This window comes from Microbacterium sp. NRRL B-14842 (genome assembly GCF_050470785.1).
Genome location: NZ_JBFLUM010000001.1, coordinates 2,271,888 through 2,289,209, shown reverse-complemented (window position 1 = coordinate 2,289,209; position 17,322 = coordinate 2,271,888). Strand labels below are relative to the sequence as shown.

Sequence of the window (17,322 nt, the reverse complement as noted above, 5' to 3'; positions counted from 1 at the left end):
AGCGCACGCCGTCATCCATCACCACGAACCCGACTATCGGGCGGTGATCGGCGTGCGTTAGGGGCAGGTCAGGGGGAGGTCTGCGCAGCACCCGCGGCAGGGATCAGCGCTCGCACCTCCTCGCTGGCGTCGGAGAGGATGACGATGTCCACGCGGCGGTTCTCGGCGAGCTGCTCGGGGGTGCTCCCGGCGGCCACCGGACGGGTGTCGCCGAAGCCCACGGATTTGAGATGTGCGGGGGGCAGGCCGGCTGCCTCCACGAGATAGCGCAACACCTGGGTGGAGCGTCCCGCCGAGAGCTCCCAGTTGGTCGGGAAGGGTGCGACCGAGCCGCGGGCGTCGGCGTGCCCCTCCACCGAGATCTCGTTCGGCGCGGAGACGAGGACCGAACCCAGGGCGTCCAGCACCTGCGTCGCGGCCGGACTGAGATCCGTGCTGTTGGTGGTGAAGAAGGTCTCCGCGCTCACCAGTCCGATGGTCAGCCCGCGCTCATCGATCGTGAAGGTGACGTCGGTCTCCAGTCCCCGCTCCGCGAGGACCTGACGCAGCCGCTCGCGCAGGGCGGACAGCTCGTCGAACTCGCGCTCCGCGGCCTCCAGGCCCGTGTCGGCGAAGTCCTGGCCCTCGTCGTCGATGAGCTCCGGAGGCACGACCACGCCGCTGGTCACGTCGACGTCGTCCGAGGGCTCCTGGCCGAAACCCGTCGCGAGCGAGGCGCTGAGGGCCTCGAACTTCTCCTGGTCGACCGTCGACATCGCGAACAGCACGATGAACATGCACATGAGCACCGTCACCATGTCGAGGTAGGACGCCATCCAGCGCTCGTCCGGTCCGCTGTGCTCGGACTCCTGGACACGGCGTCGGGTGCGCACGCTCATGAGAAGAGGTCCTCGTGCGCCTCCGTCTCCGCGGGCTGCTCGCGGCGGCGGGAGCGGCCGGGGGAGCGGTCGGAGACGAGCGCGCTCAGACGTTCGCGGACGTGGGCGGGGGCGGCGCCGGCCTGCACGGCGAGCATGCCCTCCATCAGCACCGTCATGCGTTCGAGCTCCAGCTCGCCGAGGCGCTGCAGCCGGCCGCCGATCGGCAGCCAGATGAAGTTCGCCGACAGCAGGCCCCACAGCGTGGCGACGAAGGCCGCGGCGATCATCGGGCCGAGCGTGTCCGGCTTGTCGAGCTTCTCCAGCACGTGGGTGAGGCTGACCACCGTGCCGATGATGCCCACCGTGGGAGCGAACCCGCCGAGGGTCATGTAGAAGCGCGAGGCGGTGCGGTTCCGGGCGGCGGTGGACGTGAGCTCGTCCTCGAGGAGCACCCGCAGGTCCTCCGCGTCCGTGCCGTCGGCGATGCTCTGCAGGGCCTGCCGCAGGAACGGGTCCTTCTCCTCGTCCAGACCCTGCTCCAGCGCGAGCAGGCCCTCGGAGCGGGCCTTCTCCGCGTAGCCGACCACGGTGTCGATCGTGCTCTGCGCGGTGCGCCGCTCGCCGCGGAAGGCGCGGGGGAGGGACTTCACGGCGTGCAGGGCGTCGCGCAGCGTGCCGCTGGCGAGCCCGACCGCGATCGTGGCGCCGAAGACGAGCACCATGGGAGCCGGGAGCAGGAGCGACCCGACCGTCGCTCCCTCCAGGTTGATCATGGCGATCAGGGCGCCGAACGCGAGGACGAGCCCGAGGATGAGAGACGGATCCATCAGGCGTCCCCTCCCGTCACGTCAGCGCCGGGCAGGGGGTCCTCGGTGCCGGCCGCGACCAGCGCGGCGGCGGTCGCGAGGACACCGGCGCGGAACCGGGTGATGCGGGCGATCACGTCGTCCATCGTCTCCGTGACGACGAAGGTCGCGCCGTCGACCATCGTGATCGTCGTGTCCGGCGTGGCCTGGACACGTTCGATCAGGTCGGGGTTCACCGCGAACCGGGAACGGTTCAGGCGCGTGAGGACGATCATGGGCTCCATCCTGGAAAAGCTCGCCCCGCCCGGAAGCGGGGAACCGACGGCCCGTCCTGGGCTGTCGGAGGGGACTGTCGGCCGGGCGCTGCGCGTCGTTAGCGCCGGTGCCCGAGCGGACGGGGATCTTCCTCACGACGGGCGCGTCGTCGCCGATAGGGATCAGGGGCGGGGGACGATGAGCAGCGGGCGAAGGGAGCCTTGTGCGGGATCGGAACGTGGAGAAGGCCGCGGCGACGGCGGCCGAGGAATGCGGCTGCGCGCCGACGGCGGCCGAGCGGGGCGCGCTGTGGCGCCAGCCGGTCAGCCGCCGCAGCGCCTTCGGGATCGGGGCGCTGGGCGTGGTCGCGCTCGCCGCCTTCGGCGTCGGGTCCGGCGTCACCGCCGCGCACGCCGCGTCCTACCCGAGCTGGGACGACGTCCAGCGGGCGAAGAACAACGAGGCGGCCAAGGCCGGTGAGGTCACCCGGATCCAGGGGCTGATCCAGTCCCTCGAGCGCAAGGTCGCCGAGACCCAGGCGGCGGCACAGGTCGCGTCGGACGAGTTCTACGAGGCCCAGCAGGCGTACTTCGCGGCCATCACGGAGGCGGAGACCCTGCAGGCTCAGGCCGACGAGCAGTCGGCGCTCGCGGAGGAGACGGCGAAGAAAGCCGGTCAGGTCGCCGCCCAGCTGTACCGCAGCGGCGGGGACGACACCGCTCTGGAGCTGTTCTTCGCAGGGTCAGGCGCCAACGCCGACGAACTCCTGTCGCGCCTCGGCACGATGAACAAGTTCCTCGAGTACAACCAGACCACCTACGACAACGCCGTCTCGGCGCGCGACACCGCCCAGGCGCTGACGGCGCAGGCCGACGTCGCCCGGGACGAGCGCGACCGCCTGCAGCAGGTCGCCGAGCAGAAGATGGTCGCGGCGCAGCAGGCCGCGGACGCCGCGCAGGCCGCACTCGACGAGCAGGCGGCGAACCTCGAGACCCTCAAGGCGCAGCTGGCGGCCCTCAAGGACACCACGACCAAGACGGTCGCGGGGTACCAGGCGGGCGTCGAGGCGCGGCGGCGGGAAGAGGAAGCCCGCCGCAAGCGCGAGGCGGCTGCGGCGGCCGCGGCGGCGGCAGCTGCCGCTCGGGGGACCAGCGGCGGTGGTGGCGGTGGCGGTGGCGGCGGTGGTGGCGGCGGCTCCGCGGGCAACGGTGGCTGGGTCCGCCCGCACGGCGGCGCGCGCAGCTCGAGCTACGGCCCGCGCACCCCCATCTGCGGTCCTCAGGGCTGCTCGTCGAGTTTCCACTACGGTGCGGACCTTGCCAACGGCTGCGGCGCCGCGATCTACGCCGCGAACTCCGGCACGGTCGACTATGCCGGACCGAACGGGAACTACGGCAACTACATCCGCATCCAGCACGGCGGCGGCATCAGCACGGGATACGCCCACATCAAGCCGGGCGGCATCAACGTGCGCAGCGGACAGTGGGTGCGCTCCGGCCAGGTCATCGCCTATGCCGGTGACACCGGGCGATCGTTCGGATGCCACCTCCACTTCGAGGTCTACATCAACGGCGGGTACACGAACCCCGTGCGCTTCATGGAGCAGCGCGGCATCTACGTCTGAGGCGCCCGAAACCCCGTGTTGTCGCCGAGGCCCCGCCGTATCCACGTGGATACGGCGGGGCCTCGGCGCGAAAGCGGGGTCTCGGGAGGGGTCAGCGCTTGAGGTTGGTGAGCTCCTGGAGGACCTCGTCGCTGGTGGTGATGATGCGGGCGTTCGCCTGGAAACCGCGCTGCGCGACGATGAGGTTCGTGAACTCCTGGGAGAGGTCGACGTTCGACATCTCCAGAGCACCGCTGATGATGCCGCCCAGGCCGCCGGTGCCGGGCTGTCCGAGCTCGGCCTGACCCGAGTTGCCGCTCGGACGGAACTGCGACGAGCCGACCTTCTCCAGACCCCCGGGGTTGACGAAGCCGGCGAGCGCGATGCGGGCCAGCACCTGGGTGTCGCCGTTGCTGAACGTGCCGACGAGGCTGCCGTCGTTCGTCAGGGCGTAGGAGCTCAGCGTGCCGGCCGGCTTGCCGTTCTGCTCCTTGATGGCGATGTCGCTGACGTCGGCGAAACCGGTCACCCCGGACAGGTCGACGGTGACGCCGCCGGACACGATGCTGCCGGCGCCGTTCTGCACGCCGTTGGTGAAGGTCAGCGCGGTGCTCGCGCCCGCGCCGTCCGTGACATCCCACCCGGTCGCGCTGCGCGTGAAGGTCAGTCGCAGGGTCAAGGCGGAGCCGTCGGCGCCGTACGTCTTGATGTCGCGCACGAGCGTCTCGCCGACCGGGGCGCCGGAGGGCAGGTTGCCCGTGGCGCGCGCGGTGGTGGTGGCCGCGGCCGGGCTGAGGGCGCCGACCGGGAGGGTGATGTCGCCGATGCCCTGGCCGGGGACGATCGCGCCGTTGCGCGCCGTCCACCCCTGGACGAGCGCGCCGCCGGCGCCGACCAGACGGCCGCTCGCGTCGAAGGTGAAGCCGCCGTTGCGGGTGTACAGCGTCTCGCCACCGGAGCGGACGACGAAGAACCCGTCGCCCGAGATCATCAGGTCGGTGGGAACGCCGGTCGGCTGCGGGGCGCCGCCGGCGAAGTTGGTGCTGATGCCGGCGACCTGCACACCGAGCCCGACCTGGGCCGGGTTCTGTCCGCCCGTCGCCTGCTGCGGCAGCATCGAGTTGCGCAGCAGCTGCGAGAGGGAGTCCTGGAACTGCACGGACGAGGCCTTGAAGCCGGTCGTGTTGACGTTGGCGATGTTGTTGCCCGTGACGTCGAGCATGGTCTGGTGCGAGCGGAGTCCGGAGATTCCGGAGAAGAGGGAACGGAGCATGGTGATGCCTTTCTGGGGAGCGGGGTCAGGCAGCGGTGCCGGGGACGAGGGAGACGCCGGAGACGGCGTCGAGGGGGATCGACTTCTCGCCGATGGTCACGGTGGGGATGGCTCCCGCATAGGAGACCGCGGTGACGATGCCCTTCTGGGTGACACCGTCGGCGTCGACGTACTGCGCCTCCTGGCCGAGGAGGGCGGCGGCGGTCTGCCGCATGCTGAGCGCGAAGCTCTCGGTGCTCGTCGAGGCGAGCGCCGTCAGCTGCTCCATGGAGGCGAGCTGCGTGGTCTGCGAGATCATCTCGTTCGTGTTCATGGGGGAGCTCGGGTCCTGGTTGGTGAGCTGGGTCACGAGCAGCTTGAGGAACACCTCGGAGTCGAGCGTCTTCTTGCGCTCGGTCGCCGGGGTCGTGCTGCCGGTCTGCACACCGGACGTCGGCGTGGCACCCGGCGGGAGGGTGCCGGTGATGGAGTCGACCGTGGTCATGGGGTCCTCTCTGGTCAGGCGTAGACGTCGATGCCGCCGAGCGGAGCGACGGGCGGTGCGGGAGGGGGCGGGGGTGGAACTTCTGCCGGCGTCGGCGGGACGGCGGAGGCGCGCGCGGCCGCCTGGTGCCGCTGGGCATCGGCGCCGCCGTTCCCGGTCTGACCGCCCGTCCCTCCGTGCTGCGGCGAGGAGGGCGAGCCGTCCGACGTGGTGAGGCTGAGGGTCGCCTGCGGAGCGGCGATCGCGAGATCACGACGGAGGTCGCCGAGGATGGCGCGCAGCGCGTCCCGCCCGAGCTCGCCGGGGGCGTGCAGCTCGATGCGGATCGTGGACCCGGCGATGAGGGCGCGCACGGTCACGGGGCCGAGGTTCTCCGGCGAGACGGTCAGCGTGATCCGGTGGTCCCCGTCCGGGGCCTGGGCGAGGGACACCACGGGGGCCGCCACCTGCGGGAGGAGAGCTGGGCGGGCCGGCGCGGCGACCGCGCTCGGCGGTGCCGCGGGGGCGAGAGCGGTGGCGGCGACCGGGCTCGGGGCGGCAGCGGCCCCCGCGGCCACGGGATCGACGCTCGGCGGGGCCGCGGCCGGCGGGGCGACCGATGCGGGGATCGAGGGTGCCGCCGGTACCGGGACCGCGTCGTCGGCGGTCGTCGCCTCTGCAGCAGAGGTCGAGGGCACGGTCGACGTGCGAGCCGGCGCGGCCGTGGAGACTCGGGGCAGGGAGGCGTCCGGTCCTGTGGCCGTCCCGCTCCCGACGGCGGTGCCGGGGGGCGCGACTTCTCCGGTCTCTCGACCCGGGGTGGGGGGCCGCAGGCCCGGTCGGACGGTCGCCGGGTCCGGAGACGGTGCGACCGGCGGCGCCGACGTCGGGAGGAGCGGGGCCGCCACGGCGTCCCCGGCGTCGGACGGCGAGGCGGAGGAGGGGGTACCCGCGGTCTCCCCGGAGGCGGGCGTCGCCGCGGCGCCCGCCGTGCCCTCGCCGGGTACGAGGAGGGCGTCCTGCCCGGCGGCGGACGGGAGGCGCGGAGGCGAGACCGCCGTGGGTGTCTCCGTCGTCGCCGGAGGTGCGTCCGATTCGGCGGAGAGGGCTGGCACGAGTGGCGCGCCGGCACCCGCGGGCGTCGGCGGGGCCGGGAGCAGCGGTGAGACGGTCGCGGCGCCCTCGACCGGAACGGTGGCCGCAGGCTCGGCCTCGGTCGTGGTCTCCGCGGCGCTGCCGGGGTCGTCGGTCGCACCGGGACCGGGGGATGCCGTCTCCCGCACCGCATCGCGCACAGCCTCGGCGAACGCGGTCGCACCGGGTGAGCCGGTGCGTGCGGCTGGGGTGGAGGGACGCACGGGGCGGGCATCCAGGGCGGTGAGGAGGTCGAGCGCGGTCATGCCGTCCCCTCCGTCCGCGAGCGTGCGGCGATCTCGTCGAGCTCCGCCTGCTCGGCGTGCAGGTCGGCCGTCCGCACGGCTACCGCGTGGTTGTCCGCGAGTCGTTCGAGGCCGCGGAGCGTGCGCCGGGCGTCCGCGTGCGCGGACCGCGCCTCCGCGACCGTCTCCTGCTGGAGGTCGGCCAGCGCGGTGAGGTCGGCGAGCAGCGCCCGCCCGGAGACCCGGGCCGCGGCGAGCGCAGCGAGGGTGCGCACGTCGACGGCCTCCGTGTCGGTACCGGCCAGGTGTGCGCGCAGGGCCCGGTCCCTGGCCTCGGTGTGCTGCGCGTCGATGACCGCGCGCGAGAGGCGCTGCGCGGCGGCGCGCTCCTGGATCTCCCGCACGCGCAGGAGACCGGCGAGAGAGAACCCTCTGCTCATGACACCCCCTCGAAGGCGGAGACGAGGCCGTCCAGTCGCGTCCAGGACTCCTCGATCGCGCTCGTCTCGTCGAGCGGCTGGGTGAGGAAGGCCGAGATGGCGCGCTCGTGGGCGATCGCCGCATCGATGCGGGCGTCGGCACCGGCGTGGTAGGCGCCGATGTCGATGAGGTCGTTCGCCCGGCGTCGGGCAGCGAGCACGGCGCGGAGGGTGGCCGCCTGTGCACGGCGCTCCGGACTCGTGATCTTGCCGGCCACGCGGGACACGGACCCGAGGACGTCGATCGCGGGGTGGTGGCCGGCGAGGGCGAGGGCGCGATCCAGCACCACGTGGCCGTCGAGGATGGAGCGGACCGTGTCGGCGATGGGCTCGTTGTGATCGTCGCCGTCGACGAGCACGGTGTAGATGCCGGTGATGGACCCGGCGCGGTCGGTGCCGGCGCGCTCCAGCAACCCGGCGAGGAGGGAGAACGTGGACGGCGGGTAGCCGCGGGTGGCCGGCGGCTCACCCGCGGAGAGCCCGATCTCGCGCTGGGCCATCGCGACCCGGGTCAGCGAGTCCATCATGAGGATCGCGTGGGCGCCCTCGTCACGGAAGGCTTCCGCGATCCGAGTGGCGGTGAACGCGGCACGGATGCGGGCCATGGCGGGCTGGTCCGAGGTCGAGACGATGACGACGGAGCGGGCGAGTCCCTCCGGCCCCAGATCGTCCTCGATGAACTCCCGCACCTCGCGACCGCGCTCGCCGACGAGGGCGATCACGTTGACCTCGGCCTCGGTGCCGCGGGCGATCATCGACAGCAGCGACGACTTCCCGACCCCTGACCCCGCGAACAGGCCGACGCGCTGTCCGCGGCCGACGCTGACGAGGGTGTCGAGGGCGCGCACGCCGAGGGGGAGCGCGGTGTCGATGCGGTCGCGCTCCATGATCGAGGGGGTGTCGTGATCCAGGCTCACGTGCGGCGCCGCGAGCGGACCCTTCCCGTCGATGGGGCGTCCGAGCCCGTCCAGGACCCGGCCGAGCAGCGCCGATCCGGTGGGAACCCTCACCGGGCCGCCGCGGCCGCGCACGGGGGCGCCGACGGTGAGCCCGGCGACCGAGGCGAGCGGCATGCAGCGCAGCCCGTCCTCCCCGGTCGCGACGACCTCGGCGTCGATGCCGTCGAGCGTCACCACGTCCCCCACGGCGCCGTCGAGCCCGCGGACCTGCACGCTGAGGCCGCGGACCTGCGAGACCTCGCCGATCCGTTCCGGACGCGCCGCCTCGAGCACCGTCGTCCAGGCGCTCACGGCGCGGCCTCCGCGACCGCGCGGCGCGCCCGGTCGAGGGCGGTCCCCACCCTGGCGTCGATGACACCGTGCTCCAGCACGGCCACGGCGTCGCCGCGGGTGAGGGTCTCGTCGGGCACCAGCGTGAGTCCGGAGATGTCGTCGCCGGCCTCCGCGGAGAGGACGCGGAGGTCGTCCGGGTGCAGACGGAGGCGACGTACGGCGGCCGCATCGGTCGCGCTCAGGGCGCGGCGGGCCGCGGCGGCGGCCGACGCTCCTGCGTCGCTCAGCTCCGCGGCGATGATCAGTTCCGCGAGGTCGATCGCATGGGAGTGCACCTGGCTCGTCGCAGCGGACTCCAGCTCCGCCTCTCGGGCGGCGAGGGACCGCGCGGCGGCGTGCAGGGCGGCGACGGCGGCGGCGACGTCCGCGGCGCGGGCGCGCTCCCGTTCGGCCAGCTCGGCCTCGGCGCCGCGACGGGCGGCGTCGGCGTCGGCCGCGCCCGCCCGGAAGCCCGCGGCGTGTCCCTCCGCGTACCCGCGGCGGCGGGCGCGCTCCTGTTCCGCCCGGTGGTCGGAGCCGCCGAGCCGGGGGAACGCAGCGGGGGCGAAGGCGTCAGTAGACATATTCGTCCTCGTCCGCCCGCTGCACGGTGATGTCTCCCGCGGCCTCCAGGGCACGGATCGTCCGGACGATCTCGGCCCGCGCCTCCTCGACCTGGGAGACGCGCACCGGGCCCAGCGTCCGGGCCTCCTCGTCGAGGTTCTCGCGGTTGCGCTCGGACACGTTGCGGCGGATGAGGTCGACGATCGGCTGCTGGGCCCCCTTGAGGGCGAGAGCCAGGGAGCGGATGTCCATGCCCCGCAGCACGCGCTGGGTGTCCCGGTCGTCGAGCTTGACGATGTCCGCGAACGTGAACATGCGCGAGCGGATGTCCTCGGCGAGGGCGCTGTCGCGGTCCTCGATGCTGGCCAGCAGCGCCTTCTCGATCGTCGCTCCCGACCGCCCGATGATCTCCACGAGCGGCTCGACGCCGCCGAGCACCTCGGGACTGTCCCGCGAGGCGAGGCTGCCGGTCCGGGCCTTGAGGGCGTCGGCGACGATGACGATGGCCTCCTGCGAGGCGGTGCCCATGGTGGCGATGGCCTGGGCGACGTCGGTCCGCGCCGGATCGGGCAGCGCGGCGAGGACGGCGGCGGCCTGTTCGGCGGGGAGATGGGCGAGCACCAGGGCGACGGTCTGCGGCAGCTCTCCGTCGAGGAGCGTGGCGAGGTGGGCGGCGTCGGCGGAGGCGAGGAAGTCGAACGATGCGCTCATCGACGTCGAGCCGACCCGGCCGAGCACGGCTGCCGCCCGCTCGGAGCCGAACGAGGCCTCCAGCAGGCCCGCGGCGATGTCGCGTCCGCCGCGTGCCGGAGGGAGGTGCCCCGCGGCGATGCGATGGAACTGCCCCAGCGCCTGGACCGTGGTCTCCGCGTCGAGATCCTGCAGCCCGATGATCTCGGCGGCGACGGCCTCGGCCTCCGCCTCGGAGAGGTGCTTCATGACCTCGACGGCCTGCGCGCGGTCGAGGTTCATCAGGACGATCGCGGCCGTCTGCCGATCCGTCAGTCCGCTCATACCCGCGACCTGTCGTCGATGAGGGTGCGCAGCAGCTCCGCGGTGCGCTGCGGATCCTGACGGGTGAGCGCGGCGATCTCGGCGCGGCGGCGCTCGAGGCTGATCTGCGTGGGCTCGGGCTCGGGATCCGGGTCGAGGTCGGGTACCGGCTCGAGGAAGGCGAGCGGCGTGGTCGGCGCCTCCAGCACGGCCGTCGGCGCGTCCGCCGAGAGCGCGGACAGCTCGACAGGACGATCGCCGAAGAGCTGGTCGAACTCCTCCACGCCGCGCGCCTTCCGCCGGGAGCGGACGATGAGGGCGGCGATCGCGGCGATGAGCGGGATGGCGATGGCGGCCGCGATGATGACGGTGTTCAGGAGGGCGGCCTGACGGGCACCCTCTTCGGCCTCCTTCGCCGCCTGCAGCGCGGCCTGCGCGGCCTCGGCATCGGTCTGGCTGAAGGCGACGAGTTCGACGGCGAGCTCGTCGCCGCGGGTGCGGTCGATGCCGGCGGCGGTGGCCACGAGGTCGCTGAGCTGGGCGGAGCTGAGGTCGCCCCCGGCCCCGGCGTCCACGGCGACCGACACGGACTGCCGCAGCAGGGTGCCGGCGGGAGTGGAGGTGCTCTCCGTGGCCTTGTTGACGGCGTTGGTGCGCGTCACCTCGGTGTTCGTGTAAGTGCCGTCGCCGTTCCCGTTCGGCACGGCGATGTTGTCCGGACCCAGGACCCCGGCCTCGGAGGTCGATCCGTTGCTGTTCTGCTCACGGACCTCCTCGGTGAGCGGGGGAGCGCCCTCGGCCGGCGTGTAGGTCTCCTCGACGCGTTCGTTCACCGAGCGGTCGATCTCGGCGACGACGGTCACGGTCGCATTCCCCGGGCCGACCACGGTGTCGAGCATCTGCTGCACGCTCGCGGCCACGCGGGCCTCGTAGTCGCTCGCCTGCTGATCGAGTCCGCCGGTGGCCCCGCCGCCCACGGTCGAGAGCGTGCGCCCGGTCTGATCGACCACGGCGACATTCTCCGGCTTCATGCCGCTGACGGCCGCCGAGGTGAGGTGCACGATGGCCTCGACCTGCTTCTGGTCGAGCGTCGTGCGTCCGGCGGTCTCCACGAACACGGAGGCGGTCGCATCGACGGTCTCCGACACGAAGACGCTCTCCTCCGGGATGGCGAGCTGCACCGACGCGGCGGAGACGCCGTCGATGGCGGAGATCGTCGCGGCGAGCTCGCCCTCGATCGCGCGCTTGTAGGTGACCGACTGCTGGAACTCGCTCGTGGTGACACCCATGTCGTCCAGCAGCGAGTACCCGGCCGATCCGGCGCTCGGCAGCCCGGCGGAAGCGGCGGCGAGCCGCTGGTCGTACACGTCCTTCTCGGGGACGAGCACCGTGGCGCCGCCGTCGGCGAGCTCGTAGGGCACGGAGGCGGAGCGCAGCTGCTCCACCACGGCGTTCGCGTCCGAGGCGTTCAATCCCGAGAACAGCGGGGTGTAGGTGGGGCGGCTGAGCCAGCTGGACAGCGCGATGATGCCGAGCGCGAGCACCGCGATACCGATGATGGCGATGGTCCGCTGCGCGAGCGAGAATCCGGCGACCACCCGCCGCATCCGCTGGAACGCCCCGGTCACTGCCGGGGGCATCAGGCCTGCATCCGCATGATCTCGTTGAACGCGTCGACGCCCTTGTTGCGGACGGCGGCGACGAGTTCGAGGGTGACGGCGGCGCGCGAGGACGCGATCATCGCCGCGTGGATGTCGTCGAGGTCCCCGGTCACGGCCGCGACCTTGAGGGTGTCGGACTCGGACTGCAGCGAGCGCAGTTCGTCGATCGCTCCGGTGACGCTGTTCGCGAAGGCCGTGTCGTCGCCCGTCTTCGCGCCCGTGACGGGCGAGGTGGTCATGCCGAGGGACGAGGCGACGGCCTCGATGCCGGCCACGGCGCTCACGCGTTCCGTCCGATCTGCAGCGCCGCCTCGTACGAGTTGCGGGCGCGGTCCACGATCGCCGCGCTCGCCTGGTATCCGCGCTGCGCGAGGATCAGCTGGCTCATCTGGTCTCCCAGGTCGATGTCGGGGTAGCGCACGTAGCCGTCGGCGTCGGCGAGCGGGTGGTCGGGCTGGTGCACGAGCCGGCCCTCCGCATCGCCCTGGACGGTCCCGGCGACGTAGACGCCGGGGGACTGGTCGCTGGTCTGGGCGAGGATGTAGCGTGCCCGGAACGCCGCGCCGTCGGTGGGTGTCGCGGTGTTGATGTTGGCGATGTTGTCGCTGATGGCGTCGAGCCACTTCCGGTGCACGGTCAGCCCCGTGCCGGCGATCCCGATGGCGTCGAAGGTCATGACGTCCTCATCGCGGTGCGCATCGAGGAGAACGACCCGTTCACGGCCTGGGTCGCGAACTGGTAGCGCAACATGGTGTCGATGCTGGAGAGGGTCTCGGTGTCGAGGTTCACGTTGTTGCCGTTCAAGCGCGTCGGCTCGAGCGAGGTCCCGACCGTGGCGGACACGTCCCCGTCGCCGGCGGCGATCGAGTCGGCGAGCGCCGCCTCGAACTGCACACGCTTGGCGTGGTAGTCGGGGGTGTTGATGTTGGCGATGTTGTCGGCGATGGCTCGCTGGCGCAGCGAGAGGCCGTTCAGCGCACTCGTCAGTGCGGTGATGGTCACAGAGTCGAACACGAACCGGCTCCCCGTGTGTGGGCGAAGTGGCCGTTCCCTGGCCGAGTCTTGCGAGCCATCCGTGCTCTCGGGAGACTGTCGGCCGTTCGTGCGGTTTCGTTAGGAGGGTCGCTCACCCGTCCACATCGAGGTAGGCGGGAGCATCCGGCGGGCGGGGTGCCGGAACCCGGCGGACGGCGCCGAGGTGCTGCCGCAGCCCGTCGAGCTCCGACCGGGCGCGTTCCATGGCGGCGTGCTGCCGGTCGATCACCGCGCGGGCGCGGTCGGCGAGGTGCGGCGGGAGCGGCGAGGACGGCGGCGCCCAGGGGATGATGTCATGCACCTCGACGGATCCGGCCGGCGCGGCGAGGATCCGGTCGGCGTCCGCCTCGAGCCTGTCCAGCAGCGCGGCCCAGTCCTCGTCCGTCATGCGCGGCCCTCCGCGACGGCCAGGGCGGCGGTGTGCCAGGCGTCGCGCAGCGGCACGACGAGCTCGCGGCAGGCATGGGTGCGCTCCGGGTCGCGGCCGATGTTGGCGCCGATCAGCGTCTGCGACAGGAACACGTACAGCGAGCGCAGTCCGGCGCTGCCGCTCCATCCGTCGGTGAGGGAGGACGACAGCTCGGCCACGATCGCCTGCGCGTGCTGGAGCTGGGTGTTGGCCTCGGCCCAGTCGGCCGCCCGCTGCGCCGTCTCCGCGCGCTCGATGTCGAGCAGGAGCCGGTCGTAGAGCATCGTGACCAGGCGCTCCGGCGGGGCGGACAGGACGGCGTCCTCGCGGTACCGCTGCTGGGCGCGCAGGGCGGCGTTCATGCTCACGAGTCCGACCCGGAACGGCTGCTCGGCAGCGAGTTGATCTGCGAGGCGAGGTAGGAGGACTGCGACTGCATCTGCGACAGCATCACCTCGAGGCGGGCGTAGGTGCGCTCCAGCGAGGCCTTGCGCTGCGCGAGGCGCACGTCCCAGCGCTCCATCTGTTCGCCGAGGCTCTTGACCTCGCTCTCCTGGCCCGTGATCCGCGAGGTGAGCAGCCCGTCGTACTTGTCCGAGTAGGACGTCGCCGTCTGCTCCACACGCGCCGCGACCGCAGAGAAGAGAGCGCCGACGGCCGCGGGGTCCTTCGCCAGCGCCTCGGAGAACTTCTCCTCGTCGAAGGTGAGCTTGCCGTACATGTCGGTCGAGATGCCGACCGTGGAGGGGGAGACCCCGTCCACCGGGTGCTGGATGGCGTCGGCGAGGGCGGTCCGCAGGCCGCGGATGGTGCTGTCGCCGGTGAAGACGCCGAGCGTCGTCTTCTCGCCCTGTCCCGCGGCGACGGTGGCCTTCGAGCCGTTGTCGATGCGGGTGAAGATGTCGGTGAGGAGGGCGATGAACTCGCCGGAGGCCTTGGCCCTGGCCTCGCTGTCGACGGCGACGGTCACGGTGACGGGGGACGTCGAGACGGTGGAGACCGTGACGTCGACGCCCTCGAAGAGATCGGTGAAGGTGTTGCCGGACGAGGTGATGACCTGTTCGGCCGCGGTGCCGGCCCAGAGGCGCAGCTGCGCGTCCGTGCCCGTGGCGATGACGGCGGCCCCGGGCTCCGTGGACACGTCCGTGGCGGTGCCGGCGGTGACGGCGGCGAGGTCTCCCGCGTAGACGCGGAAGCGTCCCGCCTCGCCGGACTCCTCGGCCCGGAGCTGCAGGCGGTAGACGGGGGTGCCGTCGGCGTCCTTGCCGGCGGGGACGGCGGTGGCGAGGACGCCCGTGTCGGCGTCGTTGATGGCCTGGGCGATGTCCTGCATCGAGGTGGAGTCGGCCTGCACCTGCACGCGCTTCCCCGTGGCGTCCTCGAGGGTCAGCACGGGCGGGTCCGCGGGCCAGCGGGAAGCGGCGGCGGAGACGACGGTGTGCGCCTGGGCGACGCGGTCGACGACGATGTCGGTCGACACGGGCGCGGCGCCGGTGCGCAGGGCGACCTTCACCGATTCCGACGACGAGGTGCCGGTGAAGCGGTCGAGACCGCCAGGCGCTGCGGCCTTCTCGGCGGCGGCGGCGAGGTTCTGCACGGCGGTGTTGAGGGTGCGCAGCTGTGTCATGACGACGTTCTTGTCGTCGATCTTGGCCTTGAGCAGCGTGCGGGGGATGGCGTGCACGTCCATCAGCGCCTTGATGACCTCGGTGGTCTTCAGCCCCGACACGAGGCCGTCGAGCGAGAGCGACATGCGGCTTCCCTTCTGTGTGCGGCGGGGCCCGGGTGACGGCCGAAGCCGTCACCCGGACCCCCGGAGTGATTCCGTGCGGCGGCGCGGGTCAGCGCAGCAGCTGGAGCACGCCCTGGTTGGCCTGGTTGGCCTGGGCCAGCATGGCCGTTCCCGCCTGCGACAGGATGTTCGCGGACGTGAACTTGACCATCTCGGACGCCATGTCGGTGTCGCGGATGCGGCTCTCGGCGGCGGCGAGGTTCTCGGCCGACACGTTGAGGCTGTTGATGGTCGACTCGAAGCGGTTCTGCAGCGCACCGTAGCCGGCACGTGCGGTCGAGACCGCCTGGATCTGCGTGTCGATGCCCGCCAGAGCCGCGCCGTACGTCGCCGCGTCCGTCATGCCGGCCGCGAGCGTCTTGATGTCGGCGCCGAGCGTGGCGAAGTTGGTCAGGCCCACCGAGATCTGGTCCTCGGCGGCGACCGCACCCGCACCCACCTGGAACGTCAGCGTCGCGCCGCCCGAGAGCAGCTTGATGCCGTTGAAGTTCGTGCTCGACGCGATCCGGGTGAGCTCGTCGCCCAGGGCGGAGATCTCGGTCTGGATGGCCTCGCGCGACTTCGCGTTGTTCGAGTCGTTCGCGCCCTGGTTGGTCAGGTCGCGCACGCGCTGCAGGATGGAGTGCACCTCGGTCAGGGCGCCTTCTGCGGTCTGGATGACCGAGATGCCGTCCTGGGCGTTGCGAGCCGCGACGTTCAGGCCGTTGACCTGCGAACGCAGGCCCTCGGAGATCGCGAGGCCGGCGGCGTCGTCCGCTGCGCGGTTGATGCGCAGACCGCTCGAGAGCTTCTCGAGCGACTTCGACAGGTCGTTCTGCGTGTTGGACAGGTTGCGGTAGGCGTTGAGCGCGCCCACGTTGGTGTTGATCTGCATACCCATGAGGGTTTCCTCCGTGATGTGTTGTACGGGAGACCATCCGTGGTCTCCTGCCCTGACCTATCGGCGGAGGATGCGGACGCGTTAGGCGGGGGCGGCGGCGCGGAAGACGTCGCCGATCCGGACGCCGGCGGCCTCGGCGATGCGGCCGAAATAGGCGTCGCGTGCGGCAGGCGAGACGCGGGTGGTGGTCGTGGTCTCGGTGCCGCCCTCCGCGAAGTAGCGGTCGAGGGCGTCGCGGAGCAGGCGCACGGCCTCCGACCGCTGCTGCGAGACGGCCGAGTGGGTCACGCACAGCTCCTCGGCGATCTCCTTCACGGGCCGCTCCTCGATGTAGACGGCCATGATGATGCGCCGCATGCGCTCGGGGAGGGCGCCGATGGCGTGTTCGAGCACCTCACGCCGTTCGCCGACCATCGCCGACTCCTCCGGCAGCGGGATGTCGGCGACGAGATCGCGCGTGGCGGGGTCGTCCAGCGGGGCGACGGTGCGTGCGGCGTCCGCGAGGGCCTCGACGACCACCTCCTTGGGGGAGCCCATGGCGGTGGCGATCTCGGTGGCGGTCGCCGTGCGGCCGAACGCGGCGGTGAGGGTCTCGCGGACGGCGACCGTCTCCTTGATGCGCTTGCGGATGCCGCGGGACGCCCAGTCCATGGCGCGCATCTCGTCGGCGAACGCGCCGAGGATGCGTCGACGGGCGTAGGCGCCGAAGGGGACGCCGAGCGCGGGGTCGTACGCGTCGGCGGCGGTCACGAGGGCGAGCGCGCCGACGGCGGCGAGCTCTTCGCGGGGGATATGGGTAGCCCGAGCATGGGTGTCTGCAGCGAGGTAGCCGACCAGGGGGAGGTTGGCCTCGACGAGGCGGTTGCGCTCAGCGCGCGACGACATGGGGGATGATCCACCTCTCTGGATGCACTCCGGAAGCTCATGGCGAGGGATAGATGGCCATATCACAAGGTCCGAGATATGTCCATGGGGAGCACTAACCGCCGCCAATGCACATAGTAACCTTAGGGGCGCGGCGGCCGATAGAGATTTATGAACCGTTAACAGGCGGGCCGATCGCACCCGCGTGGGGCGGGGGATCGCTGGGGACAAAGGGGATCATGGGAGCCAACGAACTATCGATGCAGCTCTGGCGCGAGCGCGAGCTGCTCGAGATGCTGCTTTTCAAGCTCGACGAGCAGCAGCTGCTGCTCGCCGCCGGCCGGTCGCACTGGATCCAGTTCGCGGCCAGGGAGATCGATCAGGTGCTCGACCGCCTCCGCGCGGCGAGCCTGGCCAGGGCCGTCGAGGTCGCCGGTGTCGCCGAGGAGTGGGGGGCTCCTCAGGACGCGACGATCGGTCAGCTCATCGAGCACGCTCCGGACGGAGCCTGGGGCGATGTCTTCACCGACCACATGCGTGCGCTGGTGAAGCTGACAGCGGAGGTCGAGCAGATGCGCGACGCCGCCGCGGAGCAGCTCAGCGGAGTGCTCCGCGCCACGCAGGAGACCATCGCCGCTCTCGGCCAGGAGAGCGGCGAATACACCACCCGCGGCGACCGCGCCCGCGAGGACGCCGCCCGCATCATCGACACCGAGATGTGACCGAGAGGGATTC

Annotated in this window: 21 protein-coding genes; 2 read left to right on the top strand and 19 right to left on the bottom strand. The window is 72.1% G+C overall.

Annotation, left to right across the window (positions count from 1 at the left end):
• Positions 1 to 68: 68 nt before the first annotated feature.
• Genes AB1285_RS11240 through AB1285_RS11230 form a run of 3 tightly spaced genes read right to left on the bottom strand, consistent with a single transcriptional unit; the run spans position 69 to position 1,941 of the window.
• Positions 69 to 878: an OmpA/MotB family protein gene (locus AB1285_RS11240; protein ID WP_187663400.1), complete on the bottom strand. Its 810-nt coding sequence runs from the start codon at positions 876 to 878 to the stop codon at positions 69 to 71.
• A complete protein-coding gene (locus AB1285_RS11235; protein WP_071327503.1) occupies positions 875 to 1,687 on the bottom strand; it encodes a motility protein A in 813 nt (270 codons plus the stop codon). Before AB1285_RS11235 ends, AB1285_RS11240 begins: the two co-directional genes overlap by 4 nt.
• On the bottom strand, positions 1,687 to 1,941 hold the full coding sequence (locus AB1285_RS11230; protein WP_187663401.1) for a flagellar FlbD family protein: 255 nt from the start codon (positions 1,939 to 1,941) through the stop codon (positions 1,687 to 1,689). Before AB1285_RS11230 ends, AB1285_RS11235 begins: the two co-directional genes overlap by 1 nt.
• A 218-nt stretch (positions 1,942 to 2,159) precedes the next feature.
• Between AB1285_RS11230 and AB1285_RS11225 the strand changes: the two genes are divergently transcribed.
• Positions 2,160 to 3,545 (top strand): M23 family metallopeptidase, encoded by a 1,386-nt coding sequence (locus tag AB1285_RS11225; RefSeq protein WP_232089188.1) that lies wholly within the window; start codon positions 2,160 to 2,162, stop codon positions 3,543 to 3,545.
• Positions 3,546 to 3,636: 91 nt separating this feature from the next.
• On the opposite strand, the gene AB1285_RS11220 is transcribed toward AB1285_RS11225, so the two are convergent.
• The 16 genes from AB1285_RS11220 to AB1285_RS11145 all read right to left on the bottom strand — a co-directional run bounded on the left by AB1285_RS11220 (position 3,637) and on the right by AB1285_RS11145 (position 16,608).
• Positions 3,637 to 4,797 (bottom strand): flagellar hook protein FlgE, encoded by a 1,161-nt coding sequence (locus AB1285_RS11220; protein ID WP_292794345.1) that lies wholly within the window; start codon positions 4,795 to 4,797, stop codon positions 3,637 to 3,639.
• Between the two features lie 25 nt (positions 4,798 to 4,822).
• Positions 4,823 to 5,281 (bottom strand): flagellar hook assembly protein FlgD, encoded by a 459-nt coding sequence (locus AB1285_RS11215; RefSeq protein ID WP_136050650.1) that lies wholly within the window; start codon positions 5,279 to 5,281, stop codon positions 4,823 to 4,825.
• A 14-nt stretch (positions 5,282 to 5,295) separates the two neighbouring features.
• Positions 5,296 to 6,660: a flagellar hook-length control protein FliK gene (locus AB1285_RS11210; protein ID WP_313366417.1), complete on the bottom strand. Its 1,365-nt coding sequence runs from the start codon at positions 6,658 to 6,660 to the stop codon at positions 5,296 to 5,298.
• Positions 6,657 to 7,079: a hypothetical protein gene (locus AB1285_RS11205; RefSeq protein WP_259955187.1), complete on the bottom strand. Its 423-nt coding sequence runs from the start codon at positions 7,077 to 7,079 to the stop codon at positions 6,657 to 6,659. Before AB1285_RS11205 ends, AB1285_RS11210 begins: the two co-directional genes overlap by 4 nt.
• Positions 7,076 to 8,368, bottom strand: a complete 1,293-nt coding sequence (locus AB1285_RS11200; RefSeq protein WP_313366418.1) for a FliI/YscN family ATPase — start codon at positions 8,366 to 8,368, stop codon at positions 7,076 to 7,078. Before AB1285_RS11200 ends, AB1285_RS11205 begins: the two co-directional genes overlap by 4 nt.
• Entirely contained in the window at positions 8,365 to 8,973 is a 609-nt protein-coding gene (locus AB1285_RS11195; RefSeq protein WP_313366419.1) for a FliH/SctL family protein, read from the bottom strand. The genes AB1285_RS11200 and AB1285_RS11195 overlap by 4 nt, the downstream gene beginning before the upstream one ends.
• Positions 8,963 to 9,967: a flagellar motor switch protein FliG gene (fliG, locus tag AB1285_RS11190; RefSeq protein ID WP_187663408.1), complete on the bottom strand. Its 1,005-nt coding sequence runs from the start codon at positions 9,965 to 9,967 to the stop codon at positions 8,963 to 8,965. Before fliG ends, AB1285_RS11195 begins: the two co-directional genes overlap by 11 nt.
• Entirely contained in the window at positions 9,964 to 11,586 is a 1,623-nt protein-coding gene (fliF, locus tag AB1285_RS11185; RefSeq protein ID WP_370428311.1) for a flagellar basal-body MS-ring/collar protein FliF, read from the bottom strand. Before fliF ends, fliG begins: the two co-directional genes overlap by 4 nt.
• On the bottom strand, positions 11,586 to 11,846 hold the full coding sequence (gene fliE / locus AB1285_RS11180) for a flagellar hook-basal body complex protein FliE (protein ID WP_051582258.1): 261 nt from the start codon (positions 11,844 to 11,846) through the stop codon (positions 11,586 to 11,588). The genes fliF and fliE overlap by 1 nt, the downstream gene beginning before the upstream one ends.
• 41 nt (positions 11,847 to 11,887) lie before the next feature.
• Positions 11,888 to 12,283: a flagellar basal body rod protein FlgC gene (locus AB1285_RS11175; RefSeq protein WP_071327494.1), complete on the bottom strand. Its 396-nt coding sequence runs from the start codon at positions 12,281 to 12,283 to the stop codon at positions 11,888 to 11,890.
• Positions 12,280 to 12,621, bottom strand: coding sequence for a flagellar basal body rod protein FlgB (gene flgB, locus AB1285_RS11170; protein ID WP_025104347.1), 342 nt, complete (start codon positions 12,619 to 12,621; stop codon positions 12,280 to 12,282). Before flgB ends, AB1285_RS11175 begins: the two co-directional genes overlap by 4 nt.
• 112 nt (positions 12,622 to 12,733) lie before the next feature.
• Entirely contained in the window at positions 12,734 to 13,030 is a 297-nt protein-coding gene (locus AB1285_RS11165) for a hypothetical protein (RefSeq protein ID WP_363445537.1), read from the bottom strand.
• Positions 13,027 to 13,413, bottom strand: coding sequence for a flagellar export chaperone FliS (fliS, locus tag AB1285_RS11160; RefSeq protein WP_370428310.1), 387 nt, complete (start codon positions 13,411 to 13,413; stop codon positions 13,027 to 13,029). The genes AB1285_RS11165 and fliS overlap by 4 nt, the downstream gene beginning before the upstream one ends.
• A 2-nt stretch (positions 13,414 to 13,415) precedes the next feature.
• The gene (gene fliD, locus AB1285_RS11155) at positions 13,416 to 14,804 is read right to left on the bottom strand and encodes a flagellar filament capping protein FliD (protein ID WP_187663411.1); all 1,389 of its coding nucleotides are present in this window, start codon (positions 14,802 to 14,804) and stop codon (positions 13,416 to 13,418) included.
• Between the two features lie 88 nt (positions 14,805 to 14,892).
• A complete protein-coding gene (locus AB1285_RS11150; protein ID WP_197971868.1) occupies positions 14,893 to 15,723 on the bottom strand; it encodes a flagellin in 831 nt (276 codons plus the stop codon).
• Between the two features lie 81 nt (positions 15,724 to 15,804).
• Complete coding sequence (locus AB1285_RS11145; protein ID WP_370428309.1) at positions 15,805 to 16,608, bottom strand: sigma-70 family RNA polymerase sigma factor; 804 nt, start codon at positions 16,606 to 16,608, stop codon at positions 15,805 to 15,807.
• A 218-nt stretch (positions 16,609 to 16,826) separates the two neighbouring features.
• On the opposite strand from AB1285_RS11145, the gene flgN reads away from it, so the two are divergent.
• Positions 16,827 to 17,309: a flagellar export chaperone FlgN gene (flgN, locus tag AB1285_RS11140; protein ID WP_025104341.1), complete on the top strand. Its 483-nt coding sequence runs from the start codon at positions 16,827 to 16,829 to the stop codon at positions 17,307 to 17,309.
• Positions 17,310 to 17,322 lie beyond the last annotated feature (13 nt).

Excerpts from the sequence above, each read along its gene's own strand:
- AB1285_RS11230 (WP_187663401.1), bottom strand. The coding sequence starts at position 1,941 with ATGATCGTCCTCACGCGCCTGAACCGTTCCCGGTTCGCGGTGAACCCC.
- fliF (WP_370428311.1), bottom strand. The coding sequence starts at position 11,586 with ATGCCCCCGGCAGTGACCGGGGCGTTCCAGCGGATGCGGCGGGTGGTC.
- AB1285_RS11205 (WP_259955187.1), bottom strand. The coding sequence starts at position 7,079 with ATGAGCAGAGGGTTCTCTCTCGCCGGTCTCCTGCGCGTGCGGGAGATC.
- AB1285_RS11235 (WP_071327503.1), bottom strand. The coding sequence starts at position 1,687 with ATGGATCCGTCTCTCATCCTCGGGCTCGTCCTCGCGTTCGGCGCCCTG.
- AB1285_RS11145 (WP_370428309.1), bottom strand. The coding sequence starts at position 16,608 with ATGTCGTCGCGCGCTGAGCGCAACCGCCTCGTCGAGGCCAACCTCCCC.
- AB1285_RS11175 (WP_071327494.1), bottom strand. The coding sequence starts at position 12,283 with ATGACCTTCGACGCCATCGGGATCGCCGGCACGGGGCTGACCGTGCAC.
- AB1285_RS11210 (WP_313366417.1), bottom strand. The coding sequence starts at position 6,660 with ATGACCGCGCTCGACCTCCTCACCGCCCTGGATGCCCGCCCCGTGCGT.
- AB1285_RS11195 (WP_313366419.1), bottom strand. The coding sequence starts at position 8,973 with ATGTCTACTGACGCCTTCGCCCCCGCTGCGTTCCCCCGGCTCGGCGGC.
- AB1285_RS11240 (WP_187663400.1), bottom strand. The coding sequence starts at position 878 with ATGAGCGTGCGCACCCGACGCCGTGTCCAGGAGTCCGAGCACAGCGGA.
- AB1285_RS11165 (WP_363445537.1), bottom strand. The coding sequence starts at position 13,030 with ATGACGGACGAGGACTGGGCCGCGCTGCTGGACAGGCTCGAGGCGGAC.
- AB1285_RS11150 (WP_197971868.1), bottom strand. The coding sequence starts at position 15,723 with ATGGGTATGCAGATCAACACCAACGTGGGCGCGCTCAACGCCTACCGC.
- AB1285_RS11220 (WP_292794345.1), bottom strand. The coding sequence starts at position 4,797 with ATGCTCCGTTCCCTCTTCTCCGGAATCTCCGGACTCCGCTCGCACCAG.
- fliE (WP_051582258.1), bottom strand. The coding sequence starts at position 11,846 with ATGACCACCTCGCCCGTCACGGGCGCGAAGACGGGCGACGACACGGCC.
- fliD (WP_187663411.1), bottom strand. The coding sequence starts at position 14,804 with ATGTCGCTCTCGCTCGACGGCCTCGTGTCGGGGCTGAAGACCACCGAG.
- fliS (WP_370428310.1), bottom strand. The coding sequence starts at position 13,413 with ATGAACGCCGCCCTGCGCGCCCAGCAGCGGTACCGCGAGGACGCCGTC.
- fliG (WP_187663408.1), bottom strand. The coding sequence starts at position 9,967 with ATGAGCGGACTGACGGATCGGCAGACGGCCGCGATCGTCCTGATGAAC.
- AB1285_RS11215 (WP_136050650.1), bottom strand. The coding sequence starts at position 5,281 with ATGACCACGGTCGACTCCATCACCGGCACCCTCCCGCCGGGTGCCACG.
- flgN (WP_025104341.1), top strand. The coding sequence starts at position 16,827 with ATGGGAGCCAACGAACTATCGATGCAGCTCTGGCGCGAGCGCGAGCTG.